The organism is Streptomyces sp. NPDC005962 (assembly GCF_040629205.1).
Lineage (GTDB): Bacteria > Actinomycetota > Actinomycetes > Streptomycetales > Streptomycetaceae > Streptomyces.
In genome coordinates this window covers 80198-105298 of the sequence record NZ_JBEXVE010000024.1, presented here as the reverse complement: position 1 = coordinate 105298, position 25101 = coordinate 80198, and the positions used below count along the sequence as shown (strand labels likewise).

Annotated in this window: 28 protein-coding genes; 15 read left to right on the top strand and 13 right to left on the bottom strand. The window is 70.3% G+C overall.

Features of this window, described 5'->3' with window-relative positions; all coding sequences use genetic code 11:
* Position 1: 1 nt before the first annotated feature.
* From ABZ370_RS31695 to ABZ370_RS31675, 5 genes are all read right to left on the bottom strand, one after another.
* Positions 2 to 1108 (bottom strand): hypothetical protein, encoded by a 1107-nt coding sequence (locus ABZ370_RS31695; protein WP_358627596.1) that lies wholly within the window; start codon positions 1106 to 1108, stop codon positions 2 to 4.
* The gene (locus ABZ370_RS31690) at positions 1101 to 1841 is read right to left on the bottom strand and encodes a glycosyltransferase (protein ID WP_358627735.1); all 741 of its coding nucleotides are present in this window, start codon (positions 1839 to 1841) and stop codon (positions 1101 to 1103) included. Before ABZ370_RS31690 ends, ABZ370_RS31695 begins: the two co-directional genes overlap by 8 nt.
* A 48-nt stretch (positions 1842 to 1889) precedes the next feature.
* On the bottom strand, positions 1890 to 2426 hold the full coding sequence (locus ABZ370_RS31685) for a hypothetical protein (protein ID WP_358627732.1): 537 nt from the start codon (positions 2424 to 2426) through the stop codon (positions 1890 to 1892).
* Between the two features lie 226 nt (positions 2427 to 2652).
* Positions 2653 to 3813, bottom strand: a complete 1161-nt coding sequence (locus ABZ370_RS31680; protein WP_358627593.1) for a hypothetical protein — start codon at positions 3811 to 3813, stop codon at positions 2653 to 2655.
* A gap of 271 nt (positions 3814 to 4084) precedes the next feature.
* Positions 4085 to 4654, bottom strand: coding sequence for a hypothetical protein (locus ABZ370_RS31675; protein WP_358627590.1), 570 nt, complete (start codon positions 4652 to 4654; stop codon positions 4085 to 4087).
* A gap of 759 nt (positions 4655 to 5413) precedes the next feature.
* On the opposite strand from ABZ370_RS31675, the gene ABZ370_RS31670 reads away from it, so the two are divergent.
* The 3 genes from ABZ370_RS31670 to ABZ370_RS31660 are packed head-to-tail and all read left to right on the top strand — an operon-like array spanning position 5414 to position 8569.
* A complete protein-coding gene (locus tag ABZ370_RS31670; protein ID WP_358627587.1) occupies positions 5414 to 6493 on the top strand; it encodes a tyrosine-type recombinase/integrase in 1080 nt (359 codons plus the stop codon).
* A gap of 4 nt (positions 6494 to 6497) precedes the next feature.
* Positions 6498 to 6824, top strand: coding sequence for a helix-turn-helix transcriptional regulator (locus tag ABZ370_RS31665; protein ID WP_358627584.1), 327 nt, complete (start codon positions 6498 to 6500; stop codon positions 6822 to 6824).
* Positions 6821 to 8569 (top strand): hypothetical protein, encoded by a 1749-nt coding sequence (locus ABZ370_RS31660; RefSeq protein WP_358627581.1) that lies wholly within the window; start codon positions 6821 to 6823, stop codon positions 8567 to 8569. The genes ABZ370_RS31665 and ABZ370_RS31660 overlap by 4 nt, the downstream gene beginning before the upstream one ends.
* Positions 8570 to 8640: 71 nt before the next feature.
* On the opposite strand, the gene ABZ370_RS31655 is transcribed toward ABZ370_RS31660, so the two are convergent.
* From ABZ370_RS31655 to ABZ370_RS31620, 8 genes are all read right to left on the bottom strand, one after another.
* Positions 8641 to 10146: an ATP-binding protein gene (locus ABZ370_RS31655; protein ID WP_358627578.1), complete on the bottom strand. Its 1506-nt coding sequence runs from the start codon at positions 10144 to 10146 to the stop codon at positions 8641 to 8643.
* Positions 10147 to 10174: 28 nt separating this feature from the next.
* Positions 10175 to 10594 carry a DUF6238 family protein gene (locus ABZ370_RS31650; RefSeq protein WP_358627576.1) on the bottom strand — a complete coding sequence of 140 codons (420 nt, stop codon included), beginning with the start codon at positions 10592 to 10594 and terminating at the stop codon, positions 10175 to 10177.
* A 27-nt stretch (positions 10595 to 10621) separates the two neighbouring features.
* Positions 10622 to 11236 (bottom strand): hypothetical protein, encoded by a 615-nt coding sequence (locus tag ABZ370_RS31645; protein ID WP_358627573.1) that lies wholly within the window; start codon positions 11234 to 11236, stop codon positions 10622 to 10624.
* Positions 11233 to 12705, bottom strand: coding sequence for an SCO6880 family protein (locus tag ABZ370_RS31640; RefSeq protein ID WP_358627570.1), 1473 nt, complete (start codon positions 12703 to 12705; stop codon positions 11233 to 11235). The genes ABZ370_RS31645 and ABZ370_RS31640 overlap by 4 nt, the downstream gene beginning before the upstream one ends.
* A gap of 82 nt (positions 12706 to 12787) precedes the next feature.
* Positions 12788 to 14167: an ATP-binding protein gene (locus tag ABZ370_RS31635; RefSeq protein WP_358627568.1), complete on the bottom strand. Its 1380-nt coding sequence runs from the start codon at positions 14165 to 14167 to the stop codon at positions 12788 to 12790.
* 36 nt (positions 14168 to 14203) lie between these two features.
* Positions 14204 to 14896, bottom strand: coding sequence for a hypothetical protein (locus ABZ370_RS31630; protein WP_358627565.1), 693 nt, complete (start codon positions 14894 to 14896; stop codon positions 14204 to 14206).
* Positions 14896 to 15210, bottom strand: a complete 315-nt coding sequence (locus ABZ370_RS31625; RefSeq protein WP_358627562.1) for a DUF6112 family protein — start codon at positions 15208 to 15210, stop codon at positions 14896 to 14898. The genes ABZ370_RS31630 and ABZ370_RS31625 overlap by 1 nt, the downstream gene beginning before the upstream one ends.
* Before the next feature lie 142 nt (positions 15211 to 15352).
* A complete protein-coding gene (locus ABZ370_RS31620) occupies positions 15353 to 16489 on the bottom strand; it encodes a C40 family peptidase (RefSeq protein WP_358627559.1) in 1137 nt (378 codons plus the stop codon).
* A 514-nt stretch (positions 16490 to 17003) separates the two neighbouring features.
* Here ABZ370_RS31620 and ABZ370_RS31615 point away from each other — a divergent pair.
* The 12 genes from ABZ370_RS31615 to ABZ370_RS31560 all read left to right on the top strand — a co-directional run bounded on the left by ABZ370_RS31615 (position 17004) and on the right by ABZ370_RS31560 (position 25092).
* Positions 17004 to 17759 (top strand): site-specific DNA-methyltransferase, encoded by a 756-nt coding sequence (locus ABZ370_RS31615; RefSeq protein ID WP_358627556.1) that lies wholly within the window; start codon positions 17004 to 17006, stop codon positions 17757 to 17759.
* A gap of 250 nt (positions 17760 to 18009) precedes the next feature.
* The gene (locus tag ABZ370_RS31610) at positions 18010 to 18552 is read left to right on the top strand and encodes a DUF4913 domain-containing protein (protein ID WP_358627729.1); all 543 of its coding nucleotides are present in this window, start codon (positions 18010 to 18012) and stop codon (positions 18550 to 18552) included.
* Entirely contained in the window at positions 18549 to 19034 is a 486-nt protein-coding gene (locus ABZ370_RS31605) for a hypothetical protein (RefSeq protein ID WP_358627553.1), read from the top strand. Before ABZ370_RS31610 ends, ABZ370_RS31605 begins: the two co-directional genes overlap by 4 nt.
* Before the next feature lie 18 nt (positions 19035 to 19052).
* Positions 19053 to 19751, top strand: a complete 699-nt coding sequence (locus ABZ370_RS31600; RefSeq protein WP_358627550.1) for a hypothetical protein — start codon at positions 19053 to 19055, stop codon at positions 19749 to 19751.
* A gap of 17 nt (positions 19752 to 19768) precedes the next feature.
* Complete coding sequence (locus ABZ370_RS31595; protein ID WP_358627548.1) at positions 19769 to 20518, top strand: hypothetical protein; 750 nt, start codon at positions 19769 to 19771, stop codon at positions 20516 to 20518.
* 148 nt (positions 20519 to 20666) lie between these two features.
* On the top strand, positions 20667 to 21014 hold the full coding sequence (locus ABZ370_RS31590) for an SH3 domain-containing protein (protein ID WP_358627545.1): 348 nt from the start codon (positions 20667 to 20669) through the stop codon (positions 21012 to 21014).
* Between the two features lie 102 nt (positions 21015 to 21116).
* Positions 21117 to 21599 (top strand): hypothetical protein, encoded by a 483-nt coding sequence (locus ABZ370_RS31585; protein WP_358627542.1) that lies wholly within the window; start codon positions 21117 to 21119, stop codon positions 21597 to 21599.
* Entirely contained in the window at positions 21596 to 22039 is a 444-nt protein-coding gene (locus ABZ370_RS31580) for a hypothetical protein (RefSeq protein WP_358627539.1), read from the top strand. Before ABZ370_RS31585 ends, ABZ370_RS31580 begins: the two co-directional genes overlap by 4 nt.
* A gap of 10 nt (positions 22040 to 22049) precedes the next feature.
* Positions 22050 to 22463 (top strand): hypothetical protein, encoded by a 414-nt coding sequence (locus tag ABZ370_RS31575; RefSeq protein ID WP_358627536.1) that lies wholly within the window; start codon positions 22050 to 22052, stop codon positions 22461 to 22463.
* A gap of 39 nt (positions 22464 to 22502) precedes the next feature.
* Positions 22503 to 23345: a winged helix-turn-helix transcriptional regulator gene (locus tag ABZ370_RS31570; RefSeq protein WP_358627533.1), complete on the top strand. Its 843-nt coding sequence runs from the start codon at positions 22503 to 22505 to the stop codon at positions 23343 to 23345.
* Complete coding sequence (locus ABZ370_RS31565) at positions 23342 to 23860, top strand: regulator (RefSeq protein WP_358627530.1); 519 nt, start codon at positions 23342 to 23344, stop codon at positions 23858 to 23860. Before ABZ370_RS31570 ends, ABZ370_RS31565 begins: the two co-directional genes overlap by 4 nt.
* The gene (locus ABZ370_RS31560) at positions 23857 to 25092 is read left to right on the top strand and encodes an MFS transporter (RefSeq protein ID WP_358627527.1); all 1236 of its coding nucleotides are present in this window, start codon (positions 23857 to 23859) and stop codon (positions 25090 to 25092) included. Before ABZ370_RS31565 ends, ABZ370_RS31560 begins: the two co-directional genes overlap by 4 nt.
* Positions 25093 to 25101: the final 9 nt, after the last annotated feature.

Sequence of the window (25101 nt, the reverse complement as noted above, 5' to 3'; positions counted from 1 at the left end):
GTCAGTGGCTGCGGTGCGCGGGACGGGCTGCGGCGAGGGGCCGGACCGGCGCGGAGAGGGGGAGGGCCGGACGGCGGTGGGGTGCGCTCACGCGGGCCTGACGCAAGAAGGTCTCGCCGTCGGTGAGCCAGGTCTCGATGGCCGGCCACGCGCGTGTTCGGCGTTCCTGCGACGGCACGGAACCGCCGTGGACAATCCCGTCGATCAGGGTCTCGGCATCGGTCAGGGCGTGAGCCAGCCGGGAGAGCGACATGGCGTCCTCGGGCCATGGGCTGCTGGCGGGACGGCACCGGTCGATCAGGGGTGGGGCGTGGTCGACGACGGTGAGGAAACGGTGCCAGGCGTAAGCGAGGAACAACTCGGTCGCGGCGCCGACGGCGGCGGCGCTCAGCGGGGTGGCGTCGCTGTAGCGGCCGGAGGCGTTCATGGTCTGCCAGGTGTCGTGCTCGGAACGGATGTCCCCGAGTGCGGCAGTGATGGCCGCGGTCCGGCGGGCGTGGACGGCCTGCTCGTAGGAGGGCAGGTACCGATCCGTGAGGGCCTGGGCAGCCCGTCCGGGGGACGGCGGCAGGACGACGCTGCGCGGGGCGTGGGGATCGCCGTAGCCCCCTTCGAGATCCTCCGGGGCGAAGGCCCCGACCAAGTAGTCGAGTTGACGGCCGGGGCGCTCGATGAACAGCAGCGTGGTGCCCTGCACCGCATCGGTGAGGAGCACGGCGTAGGGAATCCGCTCGCTCTGGACGGCGCGGCCGAGTTCGCCGCTGTCCCAGATCCAGGGAACCAGGTCTTCCTGCCAGGCGGGGTGCGAGTAGACCTCGACCGAGGCATGCCACTGGCCGGGCAGTCGGCGCGCGAGGTCGCGGGCGGCATCGCCGATGAACCCGCGGTTGCTCGTGTGCACACTGATGCGGTGCCGCTTCGAGCACCTGACCAGGTCGACCACGGTGGTCTGGTTGCCGTCCGCGGGCAGGTGGTAGACGCCGTCGTCGTCCCGCCGGAAGCCGCTCTCCGCGAGGGCGGTGTGCGCCCACGGGTACCGCTCGCCCGAGGCGATGGCGACGATCCCGGACTCCCGGCTGTGCGACAGGACGATCTGCGCCTCAGCCATCGACCAGGTCCTCGCGGCGCAGGGCGGCGCGCAGGCTGCGGCCGTAGGCCCAGGCGTGCTCCCGGGCCGCCGCCTCCAGCTGGCCGTATCCGACCTGAGCTGTCATCTGCCCGTCCCATTTACGGTATCTGTACACGGGGATCGGCAGCAGGATTCCGGGCGCGAGAGCGGTCACGCCGAGGGCCGCGCAGTAGTCCTCGCCCTGGACGAGGCCGCCCATCGGAGCGGCGCGCACGAGGTCGGTGCGGGCGAGGATCGTGGTCGGCCCGATGGGGATGGTGTCCGACGGGGACTTCCAGTACGTCCACACATCCCCGGCCTCGTGGCGGCCGGGCGGCGTGGGACAGCGCCACAGGGTGGTCGTGCCGTCGTGGTACTGGTCCTCGCTCCAGCCCGCACACCAGCCGACCCCGGTCGACTCCAGGGTGTTCAGCCGCACGGCCATCGCATCAGCGGGGAACTCGTCATCGTCGTCCGCCCAGTTGAGGTACGGGGTGCGTACGTGAGCGAGGGCCAGGTTCCGGGCGCAGGCGGCGCCGACCGGCCGGGGCAGTACCAGCGTGCGGACGCGGGGGTCCTGTGCGAGCGGTGCCGGCAGGCGGTCGGGGGAGGCGCCGTCGAGCGCGATCACGGCCTCCCACGGCACCGATTGCCGGGTGAGGCTGGCGTGCATGGCGGTTAGGTAGTCGAGCCGGTCTTCGCGCAGGCGGCTGGCGATGACGACGGTGATCAGGGGCGTGGTGTGCGGGGGCAGGGAAGGCTCCGGGAAGACGAGGGGGAACTAGCGGCGCGTGGCGGGGCGTGGGGTGCCGGCCTTCGCCGGGGCTGCGGCAGGAGCGCTCCGGGGCTGCGTGCCGCGCGGTGCCCGGAGGGTCGGCGCGGGGCCGAGGGAGGACCAGGCCGCCGGGTGGTCGTTGAAGGCGGTGCGCGGATCGGTGTCCCAGCTCACGACCGGGCCGATGTCCTTGTTCAGGAGGCTGATCACCTCGATGCCCTGCTGATGCAGGACGTACCCCCACTGCATGTCCTGCTCGTCGGGGGTGTCGTCGGTAACCGACATGCGCACCGGCGGCGAGCCGTCCGGGGTGATCAGGTGGTCGAGCGTACGGCTGGGCCAGTGCTCGCCACCGGTCAGCGCGGCCACGAGTGCGGGCGGGGCATCGTCGAAGAGATCGGTGCCGAGTTCGTCCCAGCCAACGGCGACATCGTCGATGAGGTGCCGGCACATGGCCTCGACGTTGCGCCCGAACTTGTACTGGTAGGCAGCCAGGAGCAGGGGGAGGTGGTGGCTGGGGACGCCGTCGAGCTGGACGTGAATGCCGCTGTACCCCGTGCCGATGGTAGGGCGGGCGATGAAGGAGCGCGTGGGCAGGGAGTTCTCCAGATCGAGCAAGAAGGGGGGGAGGTTCGGCGTCCGTCAAGGTGGCGCGCGGCACGTCAGGGGTGATGCGTCTACACGCGGTCCGACCAGGAGGCCACCAAGGGCCGGACGCGTCGGTGCGGGGTCAGGTCATGTGTTCCTGGAGAGAGGCGGTGGTCCCGCGTCATCGCGTGTGCCGCGGCTGTGCCGGCGGGACGGCTCGCGGTGGAAGGGACGCCGGGCCTGGGACGGACGTGAGCCGCGGTGCCGGCACGAGCGGAGTCAGTGCCCGCATCCGGTCCTCGGCCACGTGCAGCACCTCTCCGAGGTCGCGGATCTCGGCGGCGGCGTCGGCGAGGTCGTAGGACAGGTCGAAGCCGTCGTCCTGCTCGGCTTCCTTGGCCTTCTCGCCCGCCGCTTCGAAGAACTCCCCGAGCCGCTCCAGCAGGCCGTTCGCCGGATCTAGAACCTGGTCCAGCAGAGCGGCCACCTCCGCGTACGACTGGGTTCCGTTGAGCCGGTCGGTGAGCGCGAGGAGCGCATCGCCGTAGACATAGGTGGTGGCTGGGTCCATGCTGTCGTCTGCCGTCGGAGTAGCTGCGGTCTCACCTGCGGCACTGATGTCGGAGTCGTGCACCGTGCCGTAGGTGATGTGGGTCAGGCGGATTTCGTCGCCCAATTCGATGTCGGCACTCGCCTGGGCGGATTCGAGGGCGGCGACCCGCGCGTGGGCGTCATCGAGATCCCGGGCGCGCAGGGTGAAGTGCAGCGTGCCGTCCTGGGCGACGTCGAAGGGGCTCAAGGGCTCGGATGTGCGGGGCGGCGGAGCTGTCGGCATGAGCGGGCTTCCGGTAGGCGAAGGGGGACCGGGGAACAGAGCGAGTTGGCCGAGCCGCTGGTCAACAGCCTGGATCAGGGGCGAGGCGCTGCCGCCGTGACGTACTTCGGGGCGGTCCGGGACACGGGGATCGGCTGAGGGAACCGAGTCGTATACCACCTCAGGCAGCATGTGGTCGTCGCGGTGACGGCGGGTGACGGACCACCCCTCCGGGGCTCCCGGTGCATGGTCGGACGATGGCTCCTGCGGCGGAGAGATGATCAGGTAGCTGTCGTCGGGGAGCGATACGTGCACCACGTACGCGCTCAGCCCGAACTCGATGTCGCACGGCAGTCCGCGCTGGCGCAGTGGCATGGTGATGTGCGCGTGGCGGCGCCACAGCTCCTGCCACCACGCGGCGTTCACATTGCGGTGGTCGGGAAGCGGTGCGATCGGCGGGGCTTCGAGAGCCGCGTTCCGCTCGGGCTCGGCGGGGGTGAGCGTGGTGTCGGCGCCGTCAGCGGCCACGGCTGTTCCTGCGCGAGGCGGGGTCGTGCCGGGGCGGCGGGATGTGCCGTGCGGGATGGGGCCGTCCCGCCGGGTGTACAGGGGAAGCGACGTCGTACTCGTCTTAGGAGTCGGTCAGGCCCTGTTCCATGTGGGCTTCTCGATCGGCGACCTGGTCCATGAGGTCGTCGTGGTCGGCTTGGCACTGCTGGTACTCGGCCCAGGCGGCGTCCGTGAAATGGGCGGGGCGGTTCAGGGGACTCCTCGTGAAGCGGGTGGGGGTCGGCCCGGGCTAGCGGTGGCGACCGCTCGGTCTGGGCGGTGGCGGCACGGGGCACTCGCGGTGGGAGGGCGCGGGAAAGGTGCGGTGGAGGTCGAGGTGGCCGTCGAGCTCCTTGGCCGCGTCGCGGAGGGATTCCGATGTGCGCCGCAGGTAGTCGCGGGCCGTGCCGTGGTCCAGGACCATGCGGTTCTTCAGGTAGTGCTGGTCGGCCGGGCTGGAGGAGCGCGGCAGACCGAGGGCGGCCTCGGCAGTCTCCGCGAAGTGCGCTGCGGCGTGGGCTGACATGGTGCTCGCCATCGCGAGGTGGGCCAGGGTGATGCGGCCTGCGCGGTTCGTGCTGTGTGGGGTCGTGGCGAAGGCGGCAGTGAGTCGGAGGACCTCGCGGGAGAGGTCCTGCGCGTTGGTGGCGTGCTGGAACAGCTCGGTGAAGGAGGGCTCGGCCGGCACGTGGCCGCTCTCGTCCAGCAGCCGCCACTGCTCGGCGTTGCCGGAGCACTCGGACTTCAACGCGGTGAGCGTGCCGATAAGGCGGAGGGCCTCGTCGCGCGGAATCAGTGCGCGCTGGAAATCGGGGTTCATGAGTCTCTTGCCGTTGCCTGTGGGGCTGTGTGTTCGTTCGGGTCCGTTTGAGCTGGTGAGCCGGGGTTTCTGCAGGCAGGGTCCCGGGATGACTAGCGTCTCCGTCTTGGGGACGGTGCGTGCGGTGGCACCGGCGGCGCGGCCTCTGGGTGTTGTGGCGCAGACGTCGGGCGGGCCCCTTCCCCGCGGCCCGGGAGGGCCTGGCCCTCTTCGGTGAACAGCATGTCCACGAACTCGGTGTGGGTACCGTGGGAGGTGAGCTGGGTGGAGCCCCAACGCTTGAAGACGCCCTCGATTTCCAGCCATTCCCCGTCAGGGCTCACGGCTCCCGTGTGGATGATCATCACCCACTCGCCTTGGACGGGCTCGGGGCGAGGGGGATGGCCCCCGTATTCGCGGTAGGCGGCCATCAGATCTTCGAAGGTGGCGATGTCATCTGGGGTCAGGGTCCGGTGATCTATCCAGGAGAAGGTCATGGGCATGTATCCGTGTGTTGTCAGCGGTGCTCAGTTGCCGTGGCGGTGTGGTGGAGAGCCACCGTTCCGGTGCGCGCCGGGCTGTGTGTCAGCCGGAGGGAACTCAGCGTCTTCTTGTCTCTATCCCCGCGAGTTGGTTTGGATCATTGAGGTCTCGTTGACCTGGAGTCCCAGGTGGGCGGGGGTTCACCCCTGAGGCTGAAGAATCTGGCGTTCCGTCGAGATTCCTGACGGTCAGGCTGTATCTCTGATGCATGCGCCAGATCCGCGAACTGAGCGGCCGATGAGCCTTGCGGTCGTTCGCAGCCTTACGTCCGCCGGTGGGCTGCGGACGCAGCAGGATGTTGAGGACTTCGAGCAGGAGATCGTTGATCAGTACGCGCTCGCGATGGCGGCAGCCGGGCTGACCGACGGCCATGTGGGCAACGCCCGCACGGCAGTCATCGACTTCGCGCGGTCGCTGCCCGGTCCGATCTGGAGTGCATCCTGTGACGATGCGGACCGGTTCCTGGCTGACCTGCGACAGGTAGGCCGAGCCGCCAACACGCGTGCTGGCAAGGCCGGCATGGTGGCCCAGTTTTACGACTTCGTGATCAGCCGCTACCAGGGAGACATCCATGCCCAGACTGGTTACGTCATCGAGCAGCCGATCGATGAGTTCAACCGGCCGCCGGGACGAGCCCAGGGCGAGATCCGGATTCCCCCCTCGAACGCCGAAGTCGAGGTGCTGTTCAGCCAGTGGCGGTCGAGTATCCCCGACGCCCGGAAGTACCTTCCTGCAGCGCGGAACTACTTCGCCGCGTCGCTGTGGCGCCGACTTGGTCTGCGGATCGGCGAGAGTGTGGGACTCGATATCCGCGACTGGCATCCCGACTTGGGTGAGTTCGGCAAACTCCACGTCCGCTATGGCAAGGGCTCGCGGGGCCGCGGCCACAAGTCCCGGCTGGTTCCCGCGATCAACGGCGCGGATCGCCTGATCGACTGGTGGCTGGCCGAGGTCCGCCACCAGTTCGGGCCCGACTGGTCGGACCCCGATGCCCCGATGCTGCCCAGCGAACGGTTCGACCGGGAGCTCAACCGGTGTGGTCGGGTCGGCGACGATGCCCTGCGACGAGGGCTCGGCACCCAGACTGAACTGTGGCTGCCGTCGTGGGCGGGCCGGCTCACCCCGCATGTGCTTCGTCACTACTGTGCCTCTTCGCTGTACGTCGACGGCATGGACATCAAGGCGCTTCAAGAACTGCTGGGACACGAGTGGTTGGCTACGACGAGCCGCTACATTCACGTCCACAGCGACCACATCGAGCAGGCGTGGACGCAGGCCAACCAGCGCCTGACGTCCCGATTCGAAATGGGGGTATGAGGCCGTGCGCTGGAACCTGCGGATGAAGGCCGCAGAGCGTGGCATCTGGAAGTCCGCCGAGATGCGAAGGCAGCTCGGCGAGGCGGGCCTGGAGATCAGCGCGGGCAAGATGTCGGCGCTGTGGACGGGATCACCGACCACGATCCGCCTGGATGACCTGGACGTGATCTGCTCGGTACTCGACTGCGATCCGACCGCCCTATTGATCCGCGAACCGGACAAGGTGGCCGAACGGCGCCCGCGCCAGGAGAAGGCGGCATCCGCCACCTCCGACGCCCCCGTGATCGTAACTCCCCGGTTCGGCAAGCCCAGGTCGGAGCCACCCCTGTGAGCACCACCCCGCCGCCCCGCTGCTTTAACTGCCGTACCAACTACGTCGCATGGACCAAGCCGCGAGTCGACTACTGCTACGTGTGCCTGCCCGGCGGTCCCTTCACCCCGCCGGCCTGCCGCCGCTGCGGCTCGACCGGCTACTTCAGTCAGGGGCTGTGCGCGGTCTGCCACCCCGGCGGGCCTGGGTACCCAGGATCGTGCCGAGGCTGTCTGGCCTGGGGCGTTCAGCGCGCCTACAGCTGGCATTGCTGGGCCTGCCGCTGGTGGCAGGGCCACTACCCGGTCGGCACCTGCATGTACTGCGAGAGGGAAGCACCGATCGGCGACGCCGGCGCCTGCCGCCTGTGCCTCGAAGAAGGCCGCAGGAACAAGAACGCGGACCGGGCCATCAACTACGCGGCCGTCGCCCGCACCGGCCAGCAGCTCTACCTCGCCAACCTGCACTCCGCCTACGCGGAAGGCGCCGCCCGCAAGGTCAACCGACCCAAGCACCCAACGCAGGTGGTGCGGCCTCCCATCAACCCCCGGTTCGCACCGGTGCGCTGGCGGCAGCTGATCCTCTTCCGTATGCCACCCGACCAAGCTGCCCTCAAGCGCCGAACCACAGCGCCGGACACGGGCATGCTGGCCTACTGCGACGCCATCCTGCGCGAGCACGCCGCCCGGCATGGCTGGAGCAAGAAGCTGACCAACGACGTCAAGCGCTCGATCAAGCTGCTGCATGCCCTCCAGGCCACGCCGGGCGCGAAGATCCACGCCACCGACGTCCTGGAACTTCCGCGGCTCGGCGGCACCGCAGTGTCCACCCTGGAAATCCTCACGGCAGCCGACCTGCTGATCGACGACCGCACCCTCGCAGTGCGCCACTACTTCGCGAAGCACACAGCCGGCCTGCCACCCGCGATGACTCAGCAACTGCAGACCTGGCTCGACGTCATGCTCGACGGCAGCCAGAAGGCCCCACGTCGACACGCCCGCCATCCGCAGACCGCCCACCTGCACATCCTCGGGATGGCAACCATCCTGCGGGCCTGGGCCGAAGAGGGCCACGAGTCGCTTGCCGAGATCACCCGCGAGGACTACACCAACGCTCTCCCGGAGCGAGGGGCCCACCGCAACTTCGCAGAACAGGGCTTCCGGTCGCTCTTCACCATCCTCAAGGGCCGCAAGCAGGTCTTCACCAACCCAACCCGAGGCATCCCTCTCACACGCGTCGCAGGCACCATCCCGCTCCCGCTGGACACCGAGGCGATCAGGAGCGCGCTCAACTCGCCCGACCCCGCGTGTGCCCTGGCCGTGGCCTTGGTCGCCTTCCACGCGCTCACCAGCCCGCAACTGGCATCGCTGCAGGTGACCGACATCCAGGACGGCCGCCTCCGCCTGGCCGACCGAAACTTCCCGCTGGCAGGACCGGTACTGACCCGGCTCACGGCCTACCTCGACCACCGAGCCAGGACCTGGCCGACGAGCCTCAACTCGCACCTGTTCATCAACCGCAAGACCGCACCCCGACTCGTGCCGGTCAGCCGCAACTTTCCGTGGACACAAGCGCAGTTGAAGCCCCAGGCGCTCAGAGAGGACCGCATACTCCAGGAGATCCACGCCACCGGGGGGGACGTGCGCCGCATCTGCGACCTCTTCGGCCTCTCGATCGAAGCCGCCCAGCGGTATGCCAACACGGTCGAGCATCCCGGTCTCACAGAAAGCCGTGTTCCGGGTTCGCGAAACCCACGGGTCCGATAGCCTCATTTATGCTTCCCCATCCGTGAGTTCATGGGGATCAAAGGCCCAATATCCGGGAACTTGCGGACCTTTCAGTGCATGCGAGCGTCGGTGTCGAAGAGCGCCCGCTCGTGCGCGTGCAGGAGGTGCTGCACGATGAAGGATCGTCCGGAGACTTTCCACAGGCCACGCCCTCGGTTGAGGTGGGCGACGGCGTTCATCTCAACCGAGGTCAGGCCGAGCAGCGAGGCCGCGGCGTGCAGTTGGTCGGTCTCCTGGCGGTAGATGATGCGGGTGGAACAGTCCGCGAGGAGTCCCTCGGCCAGAGCCCGGCCGCGGGATCCGGCGTCGCCGGCGGTGAGCAGATCGCTGAGCCGGTGGATGACCATGAGGTTGGCGATGCCGAGACCGCGGCTGAGCTTCCACTGGGCCTGCATGCGCTGGAGCAGACCGACGTGCCGCATCAGCCGCCACGCCTCGTCGTACACGATCCAGCGCCGGCCGCCGTTCGGATCGGAGAGGGCGGACTCCATCCAGGCGCTCGCGCAGGTCATTGCCAGGACGAGGGCGGTGTCGTCGCCGGAGCCGCCCAGCCGGGACAGGTCGATGGTGAGCATCGGCGCCTTGGGGTCGAAGGCGACGGTGGAGGGGGCGTCGAACATGCCGGCCAGGTCACCGTGGACGAGGCGCCGCATGGCGTGGGCCAGGTCGCGTGCGGCGCCGCCGAGTTGGCCCGACATCATCCCGGCGGCTTCGTCGAGCGCACTGGGGTTGTTGAGGGTGGCGGCGATGTCGCCGAGGAGCGGGGTGCGGCCGGTGGCGGCGGCGCGGGTGACGACGGCGTCCAGGGCGACGTCGAGAGCGGTGTGTTCCATGGGCATCAGGTCCCGGCCCAGGACCGTCCTGGCGAGGGAGCCGAGCAGAAGCAGGCGGCGCTTGCGGATCTCGCCGGCCCAGTCGGCCTCCGCAACGTTGTCCGGGCGCGGGGCCGCGTCCAGGGGGTTCAGGCGTCCGGGCAGTCCGGGGCCGAGAGCGACGGACCGGCCGCCGAGGGCTTCCGCCACCGGCGTCCACTCACCTTTCGGGTCGCAGGGGACGTAGACGCGGTATCCGAAGGCCACCGAACGCAGCGCGAAGGACTTGGCGAGCGCGCTCTTGCCCTGGCCGATCACTCCGGCGAGCAGGAGGTTGGGGTTGGTGAATCCCTCAATGCGGCCGTACAGCGTGAACGGATCGAAGACGAAGGACGCTTCGGCGTGGACGTCGCGCCCGATGTAGATGCCGTCAGCGCCGAGCCCGCCCTCGGCGAGGAAGGGGTACGCGCCTGCCGCGATGGCGGTGGTCATCCGGTGGGCGGGCAGGCGCAGGCGGCCCCCGCGAGCGGATGCCGATCCGGGTCGGCCGCTGGGCGGGTACAGGGGGGCGGGGGTTCCGTGCTCGGCTGGTGTGGTGCCTGTTGGAGGGACGGTGGTTTCGGCGCGGGCTTTGGCGGTTGCTTCGGCGAGCTGACGGCGGGCGGCTTTGCGGGCGGCCCGGTCGGTGCCGTGCGGGGTGAACAGCGTGCTGGCGGAGGCGCGGTGGGCAGCCCGGTGCTTCATCAGGGGCCTTTCGGTCCGTCGGCGGGGTCTATCGCAGGTCAGTGGGGGTGTTTTTGCGGCGCGCGATGTGTCCTGCGGCCAGGTGGCGCTGGCAGATCGTGAGGACTGGCGGCCCCTCGGGAAGCGGCTCGGGCCGGCACTCGGCGGATTCCGCCGATCCAGGTGGAAGGAGGTGGAAGGCGTCGTGCACGGCGGCGGTGGCCCGCCACAGACCGGTGCGCGCCGTGGCCAGATGCCGGCCCGCGCCGGGAAACGGTGGGCGCGTAGCGGTGGCGAGGTGGTCCAGGAGCCGGTGCAGTACGTCGAGGTGGGCGTGGAGCGCGTCGAGATGTGCGCGGTCCACCGGCTCTGGCGGCGGTGGCCGGTCCAGTCCGCGGGCATGGTGGCGGATGCCCGCGGTGGCGGCACGCAGGTAGGGGTGTGCCGTGGGCGGGGTGGGAGAAGTCAACAGGGTGGTCCGTGGGTCTGGTGTGTATCAGCGGGGGCGCCGGGGCGGCCCGCAGGACGGCCGGGGGCCGGGGGAAGCCGGGGCTGGCGATGTGGTGCGCCGGAGGGGTGCATGGGCCTGTTCGTGGCGCAGATCGATGTACGACCCGGATTCCCGGGTACCGGGATGGCTCTGGCCGGGCACCAGCTGAGCGTCGCCCGGGGTCTCGTAGCCGTCTGGGGGACGGATGTCGGCCTGCCACTGCTGGAAGGAGGGCAGGCGGGTGAGGGCGCGGTGGGCGTCGTCGAGGCTGGTGCCGGTCACGACGAACAGCCACGCGGCGGCCCCCTCCTCGTGACCGGGGCCCTGGACCGCGACGGTGAACGGGCGGCGTGAGGGCACGGCCACCAGGTTCTCCAGCCGCTCCAGGAGGGTGTCGAGCGCGTCGCCGGCTTCCATGGCCGTTCTCTGGCGGGCATCGTCGTAGTCGGCGTACCGCTCGTCGATCACTTCCCCGTCCGCGGTGCGGTAGAGGTCCAGCTCTGCCTGGTGGCGGCGTTGCATCTTCCGCAACGGCAGGAGCAGTGCCGTGATCTCGTCGGTGAGATGTGCTGACGGGGACACCGTGGCGTGCGGGGGCCGGTGGTGGGGTGTGCCGGTCACAGGGCGGTCCGGGCGAGCGGGAGCGCGCTGAGGGCGAAGGCTTCCGACTGCTGGTAGTTGAGCCGTCGCAAGTCGATGCCGGAGGTGACGGCGTGGGTCTCGATCTGCGCGCAGGCGGCGTCCAGGAGGGCGTCGGTCTCGGCGGTGACGGTGACCAGGCCGGTGAGGGCTACGTCCGCGTGCCCGGCGATGAGCTGCCGTTCCCGCGTTTTGACGTCGGCGTACTCGACGGAATCCTCTTCGGAATCGACCTGTCCCCGGCGGGCACGCTCGTTCGCGTCTGCGACGATCGCGGCCTTCTTCCGCTGGACGTCCCGCAGCGCGGACTCAAGCCCCTGCGGCACGTATATAAGGGACAGGCTGCGCCGCACGCCGGCGGTGAACATGATCCCGTGCAGGAACCCGGCCCCCGTCTCGGTCCTCGGCCAGTTCTCCACCCAGTACGTCGCGTGCCGTGCGCTGTCGGTGGTGAGGCGGTCGTAGTCCTCGAACTGGACGACGGGTCCGGCGGCTGCGGGGTCGGCCTCGGCGCGGCCGGTCTTTGACCACTGCTGGAGTGCGGCGAGGGCCTTGGGGTCGTAGGCGGTGCGGATGACGGCGGCGATCTCCCGCGCGCTCAGCCACGCGGTGACTGTGAGTCCGGCGTTGCGGGCGGCCTGGGCGATGGACGCGGTGGTCTGCTCCATGACGGTGAACGCCCCGGGCAGTCCTCCGCCTGCCTGGCTGATCAGGCGCCGGGCGGCCTTGAGGTCGAGGGAGATGGCGAGGTAGGTCTCGTGCGGAGCGGCGGCGGGTCCGGCGGATGCGACCAGTTCGGAGTAGATCTGTCCGGCGACGGGGGTCTGGGGCTGCCCGTTGTGGGTCCAGTGGCGGGAGAGGGTGTCGCCGCTGTCGGGGACGGTGCGCTCCAGCACCTGCACGGTGGCGATGTGCCCGGTGCGGGCGATGCCCGCCAGAGCCCGTCCCCAGCTGCTCACGTTGTGGTTCTGGGTCGTGGGGTCGAGGAGGGCGAAGGCACGGCTGCTGACCCGGGCGATGGCGGTCAGCGTGTGCTGGTGGGGGTCGTGGACGGCCGCGGCGCCGCCTGCGGAGTCGCCGGGGGTGACCACTTTGAGGGAGGCGGTGGTGCCGGGCAGGTGGAGGACGCCGTCCTGCCGGGGCCGGGTGACGGGCCGGGCGAGCCAGGGTGCCTGGCCGGTACGGCGGCGGTGTGCGTAGCGGGCGACGATCGGTGCCCAGTCGGTCAGGGAGCGGCCGTGCCGGCGGATCGCGACGAGCACACCGGATGCCGCCCACAGCGGCGCCAGGACGACGGCGCCGAGCAGGCCGGTGGAGATCACCGTCATCAGCAGCAGTGTCAACGTGCAGGAAACGAGGACGAGTTGGGGCAGGGAGAGGCCGAGGAGGATGCCGCGGCGGGACCGGTGCGGGAACTTCACCGTGACCGGGGCGACGGAGAGATCAGTCAAGGGGCGGGTCCTGAAGGGCGCGGGTGGAACCCGGGGGCGGGAGGTGCAACGCACGTCCCGCCCCCGGTAGTCGGGCAGGGGATCAGAGGCCGGTCGGCGGCGGCGGCGGTCCGCTCGCCCCGCGGGAGGTGGTGTTCTGTGAGCCGGAGGGCGGGGGTGCGCCCTGCGGCAGCGGGGTGGTGGTCGGCGCAGCGGACTGCCATCCGCCGCTCTGGCCGGACGCGTCGCTCGCGCCGGATTCGCCCGGTCCCGGGCTGCCGCCCACCTGGCCGCTGGTGTCCTCGGACACGCTCGTCGGCGCGGGCTGAACGGCATTCTCCAGGCCAGTCTTGACGGCATCGCCACCAGGTGAGCCGCCCGTGCCGCCGCTCTGGGAACTTTCCTTGCCCTCTCCGCTTCCGCCGGTCGGATTGGCGGCGATGTCGCCGGGGAAACCGCCTGAGCCAGCGGCGTCGGGCCCCTGCGGCGCGCCGCCTGCTGCGGCGGCTGCGCCACCGGTTCCGGCGGTGGCCGCAGCGGCGGCGGCCTTGCGGGTGGCCTTCTCGGCGTGGGCCTTGGCGATCTGGGCTCCAGCGCCGCCGGCCCGGTGGATGGACTCGCCGTCGGTGCCGTCGGCCGCCCAGTGCACGAACTTGAAGACGGCGTACGGGCAGAGCAGCACGAGGACCATGATCACGATGCCGGACATGACGTCGGCGAGGGCTGCGATGCCGTCCTTGGCCTCGGTCTTGCCCATGGCGGCGATGCCGAGCACGAAGACCACGGTCATCAGCAGCTTGCTGACCACGAGGGTGGCGGTGGCCTCGATCCAGCCCTTGCGCCAGCGGCGCGCGACCTCCCAGCCACCGCCGGCGGACGCGAAGACAGCCAGCGTGACCAGGACCAGAATGCCCACTTTTCTGGCCATCATCACGCACCAGTAGAGGAAGGCGCCGATGGCGGCGCCGAGACCGGCGACGACCGCGACGAGCCAGCCCAGTCCGGACAGTCCCGGGATCTGGCTGGCCTTCACGATGCGGCGCACGGCCGAGGCGATGTCCAGATGCGCGGCCTTGAACAGGCCGTCGCTGACGGCGTCGACCACTTCGAGGGCGACCGTAGTCAGGGCGATGGCACAGAAGGCGAACAGGACGCCGCTCACGGTGCCGGTGAAGGCTTGTGCCAAGGCTTGTCCGTCGCGCCGGACGGCGGCCCGGACCAGCTGCGCGCAGAAGGTAGCGACCAGCAGGACCAGGCCCAGTGGCAGCAACATCTCGTAGTTGTCGCGGAACCATCCAGCATTCAGGTCCACCTTCGTGGTGGTGTTGACCGCCTCGGCGGCCAGATCGGCTGCGGCAGCTGCCAGTTCACCGGCGGACTTCGCCATCCAGTCACCGATGGCCTTGCCGGGGTCCGAGGCGAAGTCCACCGCGTCGCCGACAGCGCACACTTTGTCCGCCAGAGGGAAATCACAGAAACCCACGGGGAGTTACTCCTCCTTTCGTATCTCAGGCGCGGGTCACTGCGTGACGCTCGGAGCGATGGCGGCCAGGGCGCAGTCGTGGTTCGGGCGGCACTGGACGGCGAGGGTCACCGCCCGTCCCTCAGCCCCGCCGCCGCCCTTCTTCCAGGCGATCTGCTGCTTGCCGTTGACGGTGACGACGTAGACGTACGCCTCGGTGATCGCGGACGGGTCATCGGCCAGCGCCCGCTTGAACGCGGAGGGGTAGTGGCCCTCGGCGACGCTGGCGGTGGCGTGCTGGCCCTGGTCGGCCATCCGCGACCACAGCACCGGATCGGGAACCTGGCCGGAGACCGAGGCCCAGTCGGCGTACTTGGTCTCCGCGGTCATCCAGGCGCGCATGCCGGCGAGCTGCCGGTCGCGGCTGGTGTCGCGGGTGTCGTAGGACCACAGCATCTGCGCCGCTGCCTTGGCGTAGGCGACCGGTTCGGCGATCCGCGGGGGCTTGGGCACTGACCCCGACCCGGAGGAAGGCTTCGGGACGGCCTCGGAAGAGGAAGCGCTGCCTGCCGGGGCGGGCACGGCGGTGTCCGGGGCCTGGTGGCCCCTCCCGCTGCCGGTCACCACGGCGACGATCCCGGCGATGGCGAGCAGGACGGCGACGGCGCAGGTGGCGATCGCGATGCGCCGGTTGGCCGACCAGCCCGCCCCGTAGGAGGACAGCGAAAAGGAGGGGGATCGTTTCCGCATCAGTGGACCTGCGCCCCCAGGCCGGAGAAGAAGGCCACGATTCCGTTCGCGGCGCCCAGGCCGAGGGCGGCGCCCGCGGCGACGACCGCCCCCTTCTTGCCGTTGGCCTCGGCCTGGTGACCACCGCTGTGGTGACCCCAGGCCCACACGCCAAGCGAAACGGCGAGGGCGCCGACGACGGCGATGATCCCGAACATGTTGATGCTGTTGACGACGTTCTTCAGCACGCTCAGGCCCGGTAGCCCGCCGCCCTTGGGCGAAATTCCTGGGTCGTAGGCGAACTGGATGACGCGGTCTGCGAGAGAGACGGACATAGGGGTGGCGGGGCTCCTTGCATACGCGGACCGGGCGAGGGCCGGCAGAAAAAAGGGGGGAAGCGGAAGCGGGAGGTGCGCTCGGGGCACGGAAGTGGCAGCGGCTGCAGGCCGCCCGGGGCCGCACCGGGCGGGGGCGGCGTCAGAGGACGCGGCGGACGGCGAGGATCGTCCAGTCCTTGATCGGGGTGATCCGGACGGGCTTGGTGGTGCGCGGCGCCTCGATCACGAGGCCCTCGCCCATGTACATGCCGACGTGCTCGGGCCGGGCGGCGGTACCGCGGCTGAAGATCAGGTCACCGGGCTTGAGGCGGGCGCGAGAGACGGCCTTGCCCTCCTTGACCTGCGTGTACGTGGTGCGGGTGAGCGTGACGCCCGCGTGTGCGTACGCCTGCTGCGTCAGGCTGGAGCAGTCGCAGCGGCCCATGGGGTCGGGGCCGTGCGCGTTGGTGCAGAACCCGCCCCACTGATAGAGCGTGCCGAGCTGGCGCATCGCCCACCCGATGGCCTTGCGCGCCTTCGGATCAGCGTCCTTAGGGATCTTGTAGCCCTTGGGGACGCTTCCCTCGGGGATACGGCCGAAGCCGGAACCGTCCTGGCCCGGCGCGCAGCCGGTGGTGCCCGTCGACGGTTGCTCGCCCTGGTCCGCGCCCTTGCTGTCCGCGTCGTTGCCGCCGCCGGGGAAGGTCTTGGCGATGGCGGCCTGTAGCGCGGTGGCCAGGTCCTCCCACTGCGCGTACGCGTCCGGCAGCCCTGACTTCTGCACGGCTTGGGCTCCCTGGGTGACGGTCATCTGCTGCCAGCCGCTCACCTTGAGCAAGCGCTTGTAGAACTGCTCGGAGGCGTAGACCGGGTCGCGGATCTGCTGGGCGCTGCCCCAGCCCTGGGAGGGACGCTGCTGGAACAGACCGAGGGAGTCGCGGTCCCCGTAGTTAAGGTTGCGCAGGCGGCTCTCTTGCATCGCCGTGGCGAGCGCGATGATCTGTCCCTTCTTGGGGACGTCGAGCGAGAGGCCGGCGGCCACGATGGTCTGGGCGTTGGGGACCTGTTCGGCGGGCAGGTCCAGGCCCTTGATGTGGACGTTCTTACCGGACGCGCCGTCGAGGATCTTGGTGACCTGGTCGGCGACCTTGTCGGTGTCGATGTCGGTCAGGCAGTTGCTGGAGGAGCCGTTGCTCTGCACGGCGTCGGTGGAGGAGGCCAGCATCATGCCGCCGGTGCCGGCGATCAGGATCGGGGAGAGGAAGACGACGCCGATGCCGGCGGCGAGCGCCTTCAATCGGAGTGGACCGCTCGCGGGTCAGCGGTTGCGGGCAGGGGCGGGTAGCGAGAGGTCATGAGCGTGTCCTTCGGGGTGCGGTCTCCGGCGTGCCGCGTGCGCGGGGCGTGGTGGAAGGGCGCGGCGGCCGGGGTGGGGCGATCGGGGCGGGCCGGTGTGGGCGAGTTGCCGCTCGCTCCGCGTGGCCGGGCCGTGAGCTAGGTGTGCTGGGGCAGGGGGTATCTCCGTGAGGTGTGGCGGGGAGTAGCCAGCGGCGGTGTGCGCCGGGCGGTTCAAAAACAGTAGGCGCGGATCGGCGGTTGACCAAAAAGTCGGCGTGAGGTGCCGGAATCCGGTACCCCGGCAGGGCACTTCTTGGTCGTCGGCGGATTCGCCTCTACAGTTTTTGGACTCCCCTCTCGCCTTCCTCGGTCTGCGGCCCTGGGCTTCTGCATGCCCACTTCCGGCCCGCGAGGACTCTCGTACGAGACGGGTAGTTCCCTCTGCGATTCCGCACCCGAATAGGGGTTCCTCTTTGCCTTTTTCCCTTCACCAGGGCGATGCCCTCAGCGTTCTCGCCGGCCTCCCAGACGGCTGCGTCGACTCCGTCATCACCGACCCGCCGTACAACTCCGGCGGGCGGACGGCGAAGGAGCGCACCACCCGCTCCGCGAAGCAGAAGTACACCTCCGCCGACGCCCAGCACACCCTGCCGGACTTCACCGGCGAGAACATGGACCAGAGGTCCTACTCGTTCTGGCTGACGCAGATCATGACCGAAGCCCACCGCCTCACGAAGACCGGTGGTACTGCGCTGCTGTTCACCGACTGGCGTCAGCTCCCGACCACGACGGACGCGATCCAGGCGGCCGGGTGGCTGTGGCGCGGGGTGCTGGCCTGGCACAAGCCGCAGGCCAGGCCCCAAAAGGGCCGGTTCACCCAGAACTGCGAATTCATCATCTGGGCGTCCAAGGGTCCGATCGACGGCTCCCGTAACCCGGTCTACCTGCCGGGGATGTACTCGGCGTCGCAGCCCTCGGGCACGAAGCGCCAGCACATCACGCAGAAGCCCGTGTCCGTGATGCGTGAGCTGGTCAAGATCAGCCCCGACGGTGGCTCGGTCCTCGACTTCTGTGCCGGCTCCGGCTCTACGGGTGTCGCCGCCCTGCTGGAGGGCCGGGATTTCATCGGCGTGGAGAAGACCGAGCACTACGCGTCGATCGCGGCCGACCGGCTCACCGAGACGATCCGCGAGACCCTCACGCAAGACGACGTGATTCTCACCGCCTGAGCTGCTACCGCGCTTTCGTCAAGACGGGCCGGTGCCCGTTCGTGACGCCAGGCGGCATTCCGTCGGAGCGTGCGGGTTATTCGCTGTCCGGCCCGCGTGTCACCGCTTCCGCCTTCTTTCATCCCGTGTCTCGTAGGAGGCCGAGTTTTTCATGCCCGAATCCATAAAACCCTCCGAAGAAGGCGAGTTGGAGCCGGTCCGAGTTCCGGATCGGCAGCTGGAGGGGATTGAGACGAGCGTGCGACGGCTCATGGAACAGTCGGCGCAGCAAGCGCAGCAGCTCGATCATCTCGCGTCCGCCCCGACGCCGAGCGGGTCGCCGTTCGCCGCGTTCGGCATGCCGGGGCTTGGCGGGCCGCCTGCCGCCGCTCCACCCGAACCTCGCCCGATCCTGGAACTCGACGGGGAGGAACGGGAAGACGAACTCGACGCGCTCAGCGACTGGGTCGACGACTTCTTCCTCCCGGTCTACGGGGCGGAGGTCACCACCGCGGCGCCCTGGTGTCTGCGGTGGCAGGAGCACGACGATGTCGTGGCCTGGCTCCATGCCCTGTGGCTCGCCTACCAGCAGCACAAGGAACCTGACGCCGGATTGAGCGGGCTGTTCGTGTGGCACCGGGACTTCCTCACCCATGCCGTTGCGGCGGTCCGCTCGCCGGGTGGGCCGTTGTCAGCCTGCATGACCTCTCCCGATCGGCCCGCGCACCGTGTTCTGCCCGGCCCGCCGCCGTCCGTGCGCACGGAGACCGCGTCCGCGACGGAGGCCGCCGAGCCGGACGAGCCGACGTCATGACCGCGGGACAGGGACAGCCCGCCTTCGGACTGAGCTTCGACCCCCGCGCGCTGGACGATCTCCTTCAGGCCCCTAGCGATATCCGTGACCTCACCCTCGTCTACCTGCAGGAAGTCGTGAACGCGCAGCGCTTCGGGCTGCGTCTCGACGGCGACCTGGAGGGGTACCGAAAGCTGTTCGTGGACTCGCGCAAGGACTGGCGCATCGTCTACGGCGTCCGCCCGGCGCCCGCAGAGTCCGCGCACCACAAGGAGATCCATGTGGTCGCCATCCGGCCGCGTGCGGGCAACGACGTCTACGACGAGGTCGGCCGCCGCCTGGGGATGACCCGCCGGCCGCTGAGCGCCCGCACCCACGCGGCACGCTCCCGCTCCCCGCAGCTGACCACCCGCGGCCCCGCGCCTCGGCCCGGTCCGCCGCCCACCGCACTGCCGGGTCTGCCCCGTCCCGCACAGAACCCCGCGCACCATCACACCCGCTGAACGCACGGAGCCTCGCCTATGCCCCCTGAACCCGCGCCGCCACCAGCCCGGCGTGCGCTCTCCCCGCTCGACCATCGCCTCGAAGCCGTCACCGGCCACGACATCGACACCCTGTGGGCCTACCGGGACCGCGGCGTCCTCGACGAGCTACACGCCCACCTGGTCGACCAGCACCGCGAGTTGACCAAGACCCAGACCAGCGTCACTTTCTACCTCCGCCTCCTCAACCGCCTGTCCAGCGGCGAGTTCGACGTCGATGACGCCCTGTTCGCACGTATCGAACGCACCATGGACCAGTTGGAGGAAGCCACCGACGCGCGGGAGGCGGCTGCCGGGAAGGTGCTCGCCGCCCTGGAGCCGATTGAGGCCGCCGCAGTGGCATCGTCCCCCGGAAAACGAACCATCTCGACGGACGACCAGGCTGCGCTGCTCGCCATCGCCGGCGGCGCCAAGCTCTACGAACACCTGCTGACCGGCCGGATGTCCGTCACCGCTGCCTCCGGCACCCGTATCCCGCACGCCAAGCTGCAGCGGCTGGAGGACGCCGGCCTGGTCGTCCGGGACACCGGCCACCCCGTGCACGCCGGCCAGCCGGTCGCACTCACCGACGCCGGACGCGCCGCGCTGTCCGCCGCCCGACGGACGCCCACAACCCAGCGGCCCAAGATCTCTGCTCGACCCGGCACAGCGCCTTCCGCCCCGGCGCAGCGGCGCTGAACTCCACCGAAAGGCCCTTGTTGTCTCGCACCGAACCGGCGCCGGCTCGGAGGCCCATCCCGCAAGTCGACTTCGAGCTGGACGACTTCGACGCCGACGAGGAGAAGTCCGTCGACTTCTACCGCCAGGTTGCCGTACACGAGGACATGCTCGTCCCCCTCGCCGAACACCACACTCCCAACGGCGCGCACAGCTATTACGTCCTCTTCGACCGCACCGCCACCTGGGGACACCCAGGCATGCCGCAATACGTCGCCGTTCACCTGAAGCGGGACCGGGAGAAGGAGACGTTCGACTTCGAGCATGCCCTGCTGCCGCTGCCCGCTATGGCGCAGTCCTGGCTCATCCACCGCGGCTGCCCGCACGATGCCATCGGCCTCGACCCCGAGCTGGGCCCACCGCCGGCGGACGAGGCTACTCGTGCGCTGGAGCGACGCCTCGCGGGCGACGGCGACCACTACGCCATGGGCTACTCCTACACCTGCGACGACCCGGACGACATGGTCACCGTCGTGGCACTGCGCGCCCTGGACGAGCGCGCCCCCAGCCCGTTCCGCGTCATCGTCCAGAAGGTCGATACCGACGCGTGGACGCACACCCTGCGCGAAGGCGGCTTCGACACGGTGAGCGAGGCCCTGCAGTGGTGCGACGACCGGCTCACTGGCGACGCCGGTCCACTCCCGCCGGTCCGCCCCGCAGCCGCAGCCAGCCGCCCGGCCGGTGTATCGAAGGCCCCTGCTCCGCGCCCGCCCGGCCGTTCGCGCTGAGCCCCAACGCCGACGCGGGCGGCGAAACATAGCCGACGATCGCCGGTTAGCCAAACCGGCGATTCTCCGGACTCTTATACAGCCGCCGGGACAACTCCCGCGGCGCCCTTCCACGCAATCCCTATGCCTTCACGGAGATTCCTTCCGCATGCGCTCCACCCGAATTGCCATATCCGCGGCGATGCTCGGCGCGCTCGCTCTGCCGGTGCTGTCCGCCACCACCGCCAGCGCGGCACCCGCCAACGTTTCCGCGGCCCCGGCGAGCAGCTGCTCGTCCCTGCCGCCGCTGCCGTACGCGGTGCACGCCAAGGCCGTGACCATCCGGTCCAAGGCCAGCTCGAAGTCCACCGCGCTCGGCGTGCTCTACAAGAGCCACAAGTTCAGCGTGTCCAAGAAGAGCGGCAACTGGCTCTACATCACGGACAAGTCCACCGGCGTCAAGGGCTGGGTCTCCGGCACCTACGTCTACCGCGACATCCAGATGTGCCTGGACTGACAGGCATTCAGCAGGTATCCGAAAGCGGCTGAGCCGCCGGGTACGGCCGCCCCTCTCATATTCCCGCCAGGCATCGGCCTTTCCAGAACAGGAGTTTCCCTTTTGTCCGACGGCATATCCGATGACGCTGAGGATGTCGTGGGCGTGCTCACCGAACGGATCGAAGCGCGCTTCGACATGGACATGGACCAGCTGAAGGCCGCGGTCGCCGCCGCGCCGACCGCGAATCCTGAGGCCACCGACGTCGTCAAGTGGCACGGCCTTCTCGTCGAGGCCCAGGCGATGCTCGACCGGGCGGAGGATGACCTCCTCGCCGCGCTGGACACCCAGCCCAGCGAGGTCGACGATCCGACGATGGGCCTCGCCCACCGCGTGAACGCGGCCGTGAGCGCCCGCGACGGCCGGGCCATGGTCGTGCGGTGGCTCCTTGCCCCGGACGCTCCGGGCAAGACGGGCCTCGCCGCTGAACGGCTCGCCCGCCTTCGTCCCCGATCCGGTCCGGCTGTGCAGACCAGCGCTCCCCACCGACCCGCGGGTACACCCGCGTCGGCGTCGGCGTGGCGGGCGGGAAGGCCGGCCCGATGAGCCCGGTCAAGGCCAGCACCATGGACGCCGACCTTCAGAAGGTCTTCGGGAGCCCGGTCCCCGAGCTGTACGAGGCGGCTGTCGGCCTCGACGCCTCTCCCGCCCTCGGCCGTGCTCTGGAACTGCGCTCCTTCCTGGCTCTGACCGAGGAGCAGGTCGACTGCGTCCGCGACCGCGTGCACGCAGACATGGCTCCGGACCGCGACATGAGTGAACTGTCTGCGGACCAGCTCCGCTTCGACGCGCAGTGGCTGGAGGCGGCGCTGGATGCCCGCGACGGCTACCGCGCCGCCCTCGGTGAGCTGCTGCGCACCATGCCCCCACCCGACCAGCGGGCCCGGCCCGTCCGCATGACGCAGCTCAAGGCCACCGCAACACTGGCCCCGTCCGCCGCCCCGGCACCTCCACGTGCCGGGGCGGCCCGGGCCCGCCGACCGTGAAAGCCCCCGCTTGTCCCACCTCACGTCCACCGAGATAGCCGGACGGATCGAGGATCTGTACGGCGCGCCGCTCGCCGACCTCGAAGCCCGCGCCCAGGACCAGCCGCCCGGCATGCTCTCCGCCCTGCTCGGCATGCACGACGACCTCGCCCTCGCCGAGCGCAGCATCGACGTCCACCGCGACCACCTCGCCCGGCTCATCCGCCCCGAGCGGCAGATCGGCCGACACGAGGTCTCCCACCTCCTTGACGGTTCACGCCGACTCGCCGAAGCCGTCGCAGTCCGCGATGTCCAGGCCAAATCGGTCTTGGCCGTTGTGCAGAGCCTCGCCCGCGTCCCGGCCCCAGCGCCGTCTCCGCCGACGCCGTCACTGCCGCTACCGGCTCCGCCCCTTCCGGACCAGAGCCCGGCGCACAGCCGCTGACCGCAGGCGATCCCCCTTATTCACCCAGGAGTTCCTCCCTTGGCCATCACGGCTCTGCCCCCCGACACCGACGCTGACATCGCCCGGGTCACCGAGGCCCTCGCCATGATCACCCCGCGCTGGAACGTGAGGATTCTGCTGGCCCTCTCCGACCCGCCGCTGCGTTATAACGAGCTGGCGGCCAAGGTGTCCTGGCTGCAGAACGGCCAGCTCCACCCCAAGCTCAAGTCGCTGTGCGACGCCGGGCTCGTGGAGCGCACCGAACACACCGCACGGCATGTGACCTACGGGCACACCGAGCGTGGCGCCGCCCTCATGCCGGTCCTGCCGGTGATCATCACCTGGGCCGAGAAGCATCTGGAGACCGCGGACCGCCCGCTACCCGCGATCGAGCAGATCGAGGACAGCCTCACCCTGCTCACCCGGCGGCACGCCGCCGCCATCCTGTGGGTGCTCAAGTCCCGGAGGGAGGTCAGCGGGCGGGCCCTGGCCCGGATCGTGATGCCCAGCAGCGACTGGACCAACGTCTACCCACCGCTGCGGCAGCTCGTGGCCGACGGCCTGATCGACACCGAGGGCACGGGCCGGCCCTACCGGCTGTCCGCGGCGGGCGACGGTCTGGGTCCTGTCCTGGGTGCCCTGTCCGCGTGGTCCGCCGGGCAGCCCCTCAACCAGGCGGTCCACCACCCGGTCTGGGGCCACCCGCAGGCCAAGCCCGCGCCGAGGCCGTGGGTCAGCAGCCAGTCCCGACCGGCCCCCGCGGCGCTCCCGCAGGCCCGGACAGGCGAGTCCGTTCCGGTGTGGCACAACCGCGACCTCTTCTCCCACGCCACGACCGCCCGCCCGAAGGCGGCCATCCCGGCGGGAGGCCCGCGCCGATGACCACCCTCTTCACCACAGCCCAAGTACGCAACGCGGTCGAGTTCCTGGCCTCGCGCTCCTTGATCCGCTTGGTCACCGAGATCGACGATAACGGGGCGATACCGCCACGACGGCTGGCCGCCACCCTCCCCGACCTCTCCAAGCACCAACTGCGCAGCGCGACCGAAACAGCCCGCGCTCACGGTCTCGTCCGGACCGCGCCCGGCGCCGGCCTGGAACTCACAGAGGCTGGTTCGGAGTTGGCCGACCTGTACGACGCGGTTGCGCGCTGGTCCCGGCGCCACGCCTCCCCGGCACTGGTCTGCGAGTTCAGCAACCGCGTCCGCCACGTCCTCGACCTGCTGACACCCTCGCTCGCAGCCGAGAGCGCCGACAGCCTCGCACGGCTGCCCGCGGCGCGACTGCCCAGCGCCGAGGCCGAGGCGGACCTTGCCCGTCCCCGCGCCCTCCTGCTCCAGTGGGTGAGCGACAACCCGCAGGTCACCTGGGCGTCCGGGCCCGAGCCGGTCGCGTGAGCGCTGCTGTCACGCCCCGGCACGCGCGCCACACCGCCGGGCTGATGCGCGGCATCTACCTGCCGCGCACGGCGGACGCCCTCGCGTTCGCGATGTCCACCTACGGCATCCCCCTCCTGGTCCTGGCTACCACGCGCTCGGCCGCGCTGACGGGAGCGGCATTCGCTCTGGAGTGGATTCCGAGGCTGGCGGCGTTCGGGTGGGCCGGATCGGTCGTCGACCGGCGCGGGGCATCCGTAGTTTTCCATCTCGCCTCCCTGGGACGCGCGCTGGCCCTCGCCGCCGGCGCGGTCCTTCTCCACCTCCACCCGTCTGGCAGCGTGGCGAGCGTGACCGTGATGGTGCTCGCGGCGGCAACTGGGGTGCTCACCGAGTTCAGTTACATCGCGGCCGAGACCGCGGGCGCCGCGGCAGGCCGACGGGCAGGGGCACGGGTCCACCGCGTCCAGGCGAACCTGCTCGGCATTGATCAGACCGCGACGCTGGCTGGCCCGGCGCTCGCAGGGGTGCTCCTGATCGCCGGGCCCCCGCCGATGCTCGCCGTGATTACCGCGCTTTCGCTGCTCGCGGCGCTGCTCGCTCTGCGCACACCCCCCTCGCCCGTCGTCCCGGCCCGCGCGCCGAAGGGGCGGCCGGGCGCCGGACTCCTGACCGGGTGGCGCACCATCCGCTCGCTTCCCGTGCTCGGCTGGCTCGTGACCGGGCTGACCCTGTCCAATCTGGCCACCGGGCTCCTTCAGGCGGCCGGCCCGGTGATCGTGGTGAAGCACTTCGGGCAGTCCACCACCGCCGTCGGCCTGGTCTGGTCCGCCGCTGCCGGAGCGACGCTCCTGAGCGTCACGCTCTGCCGGTTCGCGCTGGACCGCCTGGGCCTGTGGCCGGTCGGCGCCACCTGCGCGGCCCTTGCCTCGCTCGCCTGTCTTGCCGCCGCCCAGGCCCCCGACTACCTGTCCTACCTGGTCCTGGTCGCCGTCCTCATGGCGGCCGAAGGCGGCATGATGGTCGTCCTGCGCACCCTGCGCTCTCGCCTGATCCCCCCGGAGAAGTTCGGCAGCACTCTGTCGGCGACCATCCTCATCCTCCTGCTGCCCTTCCCCGTCGCCGGCGTACTCACCGCCCTCACTCCGCCCGCCGCCCTGGGCCACGTCCTCACCGCCTGCGCAGCCTTGCAGGCTCTCGGCCTGTTTCTGGCTTTTGCCCGCCTACGCGCCGATCCCGTCCTGCGCGCCTGACCCTGTCGT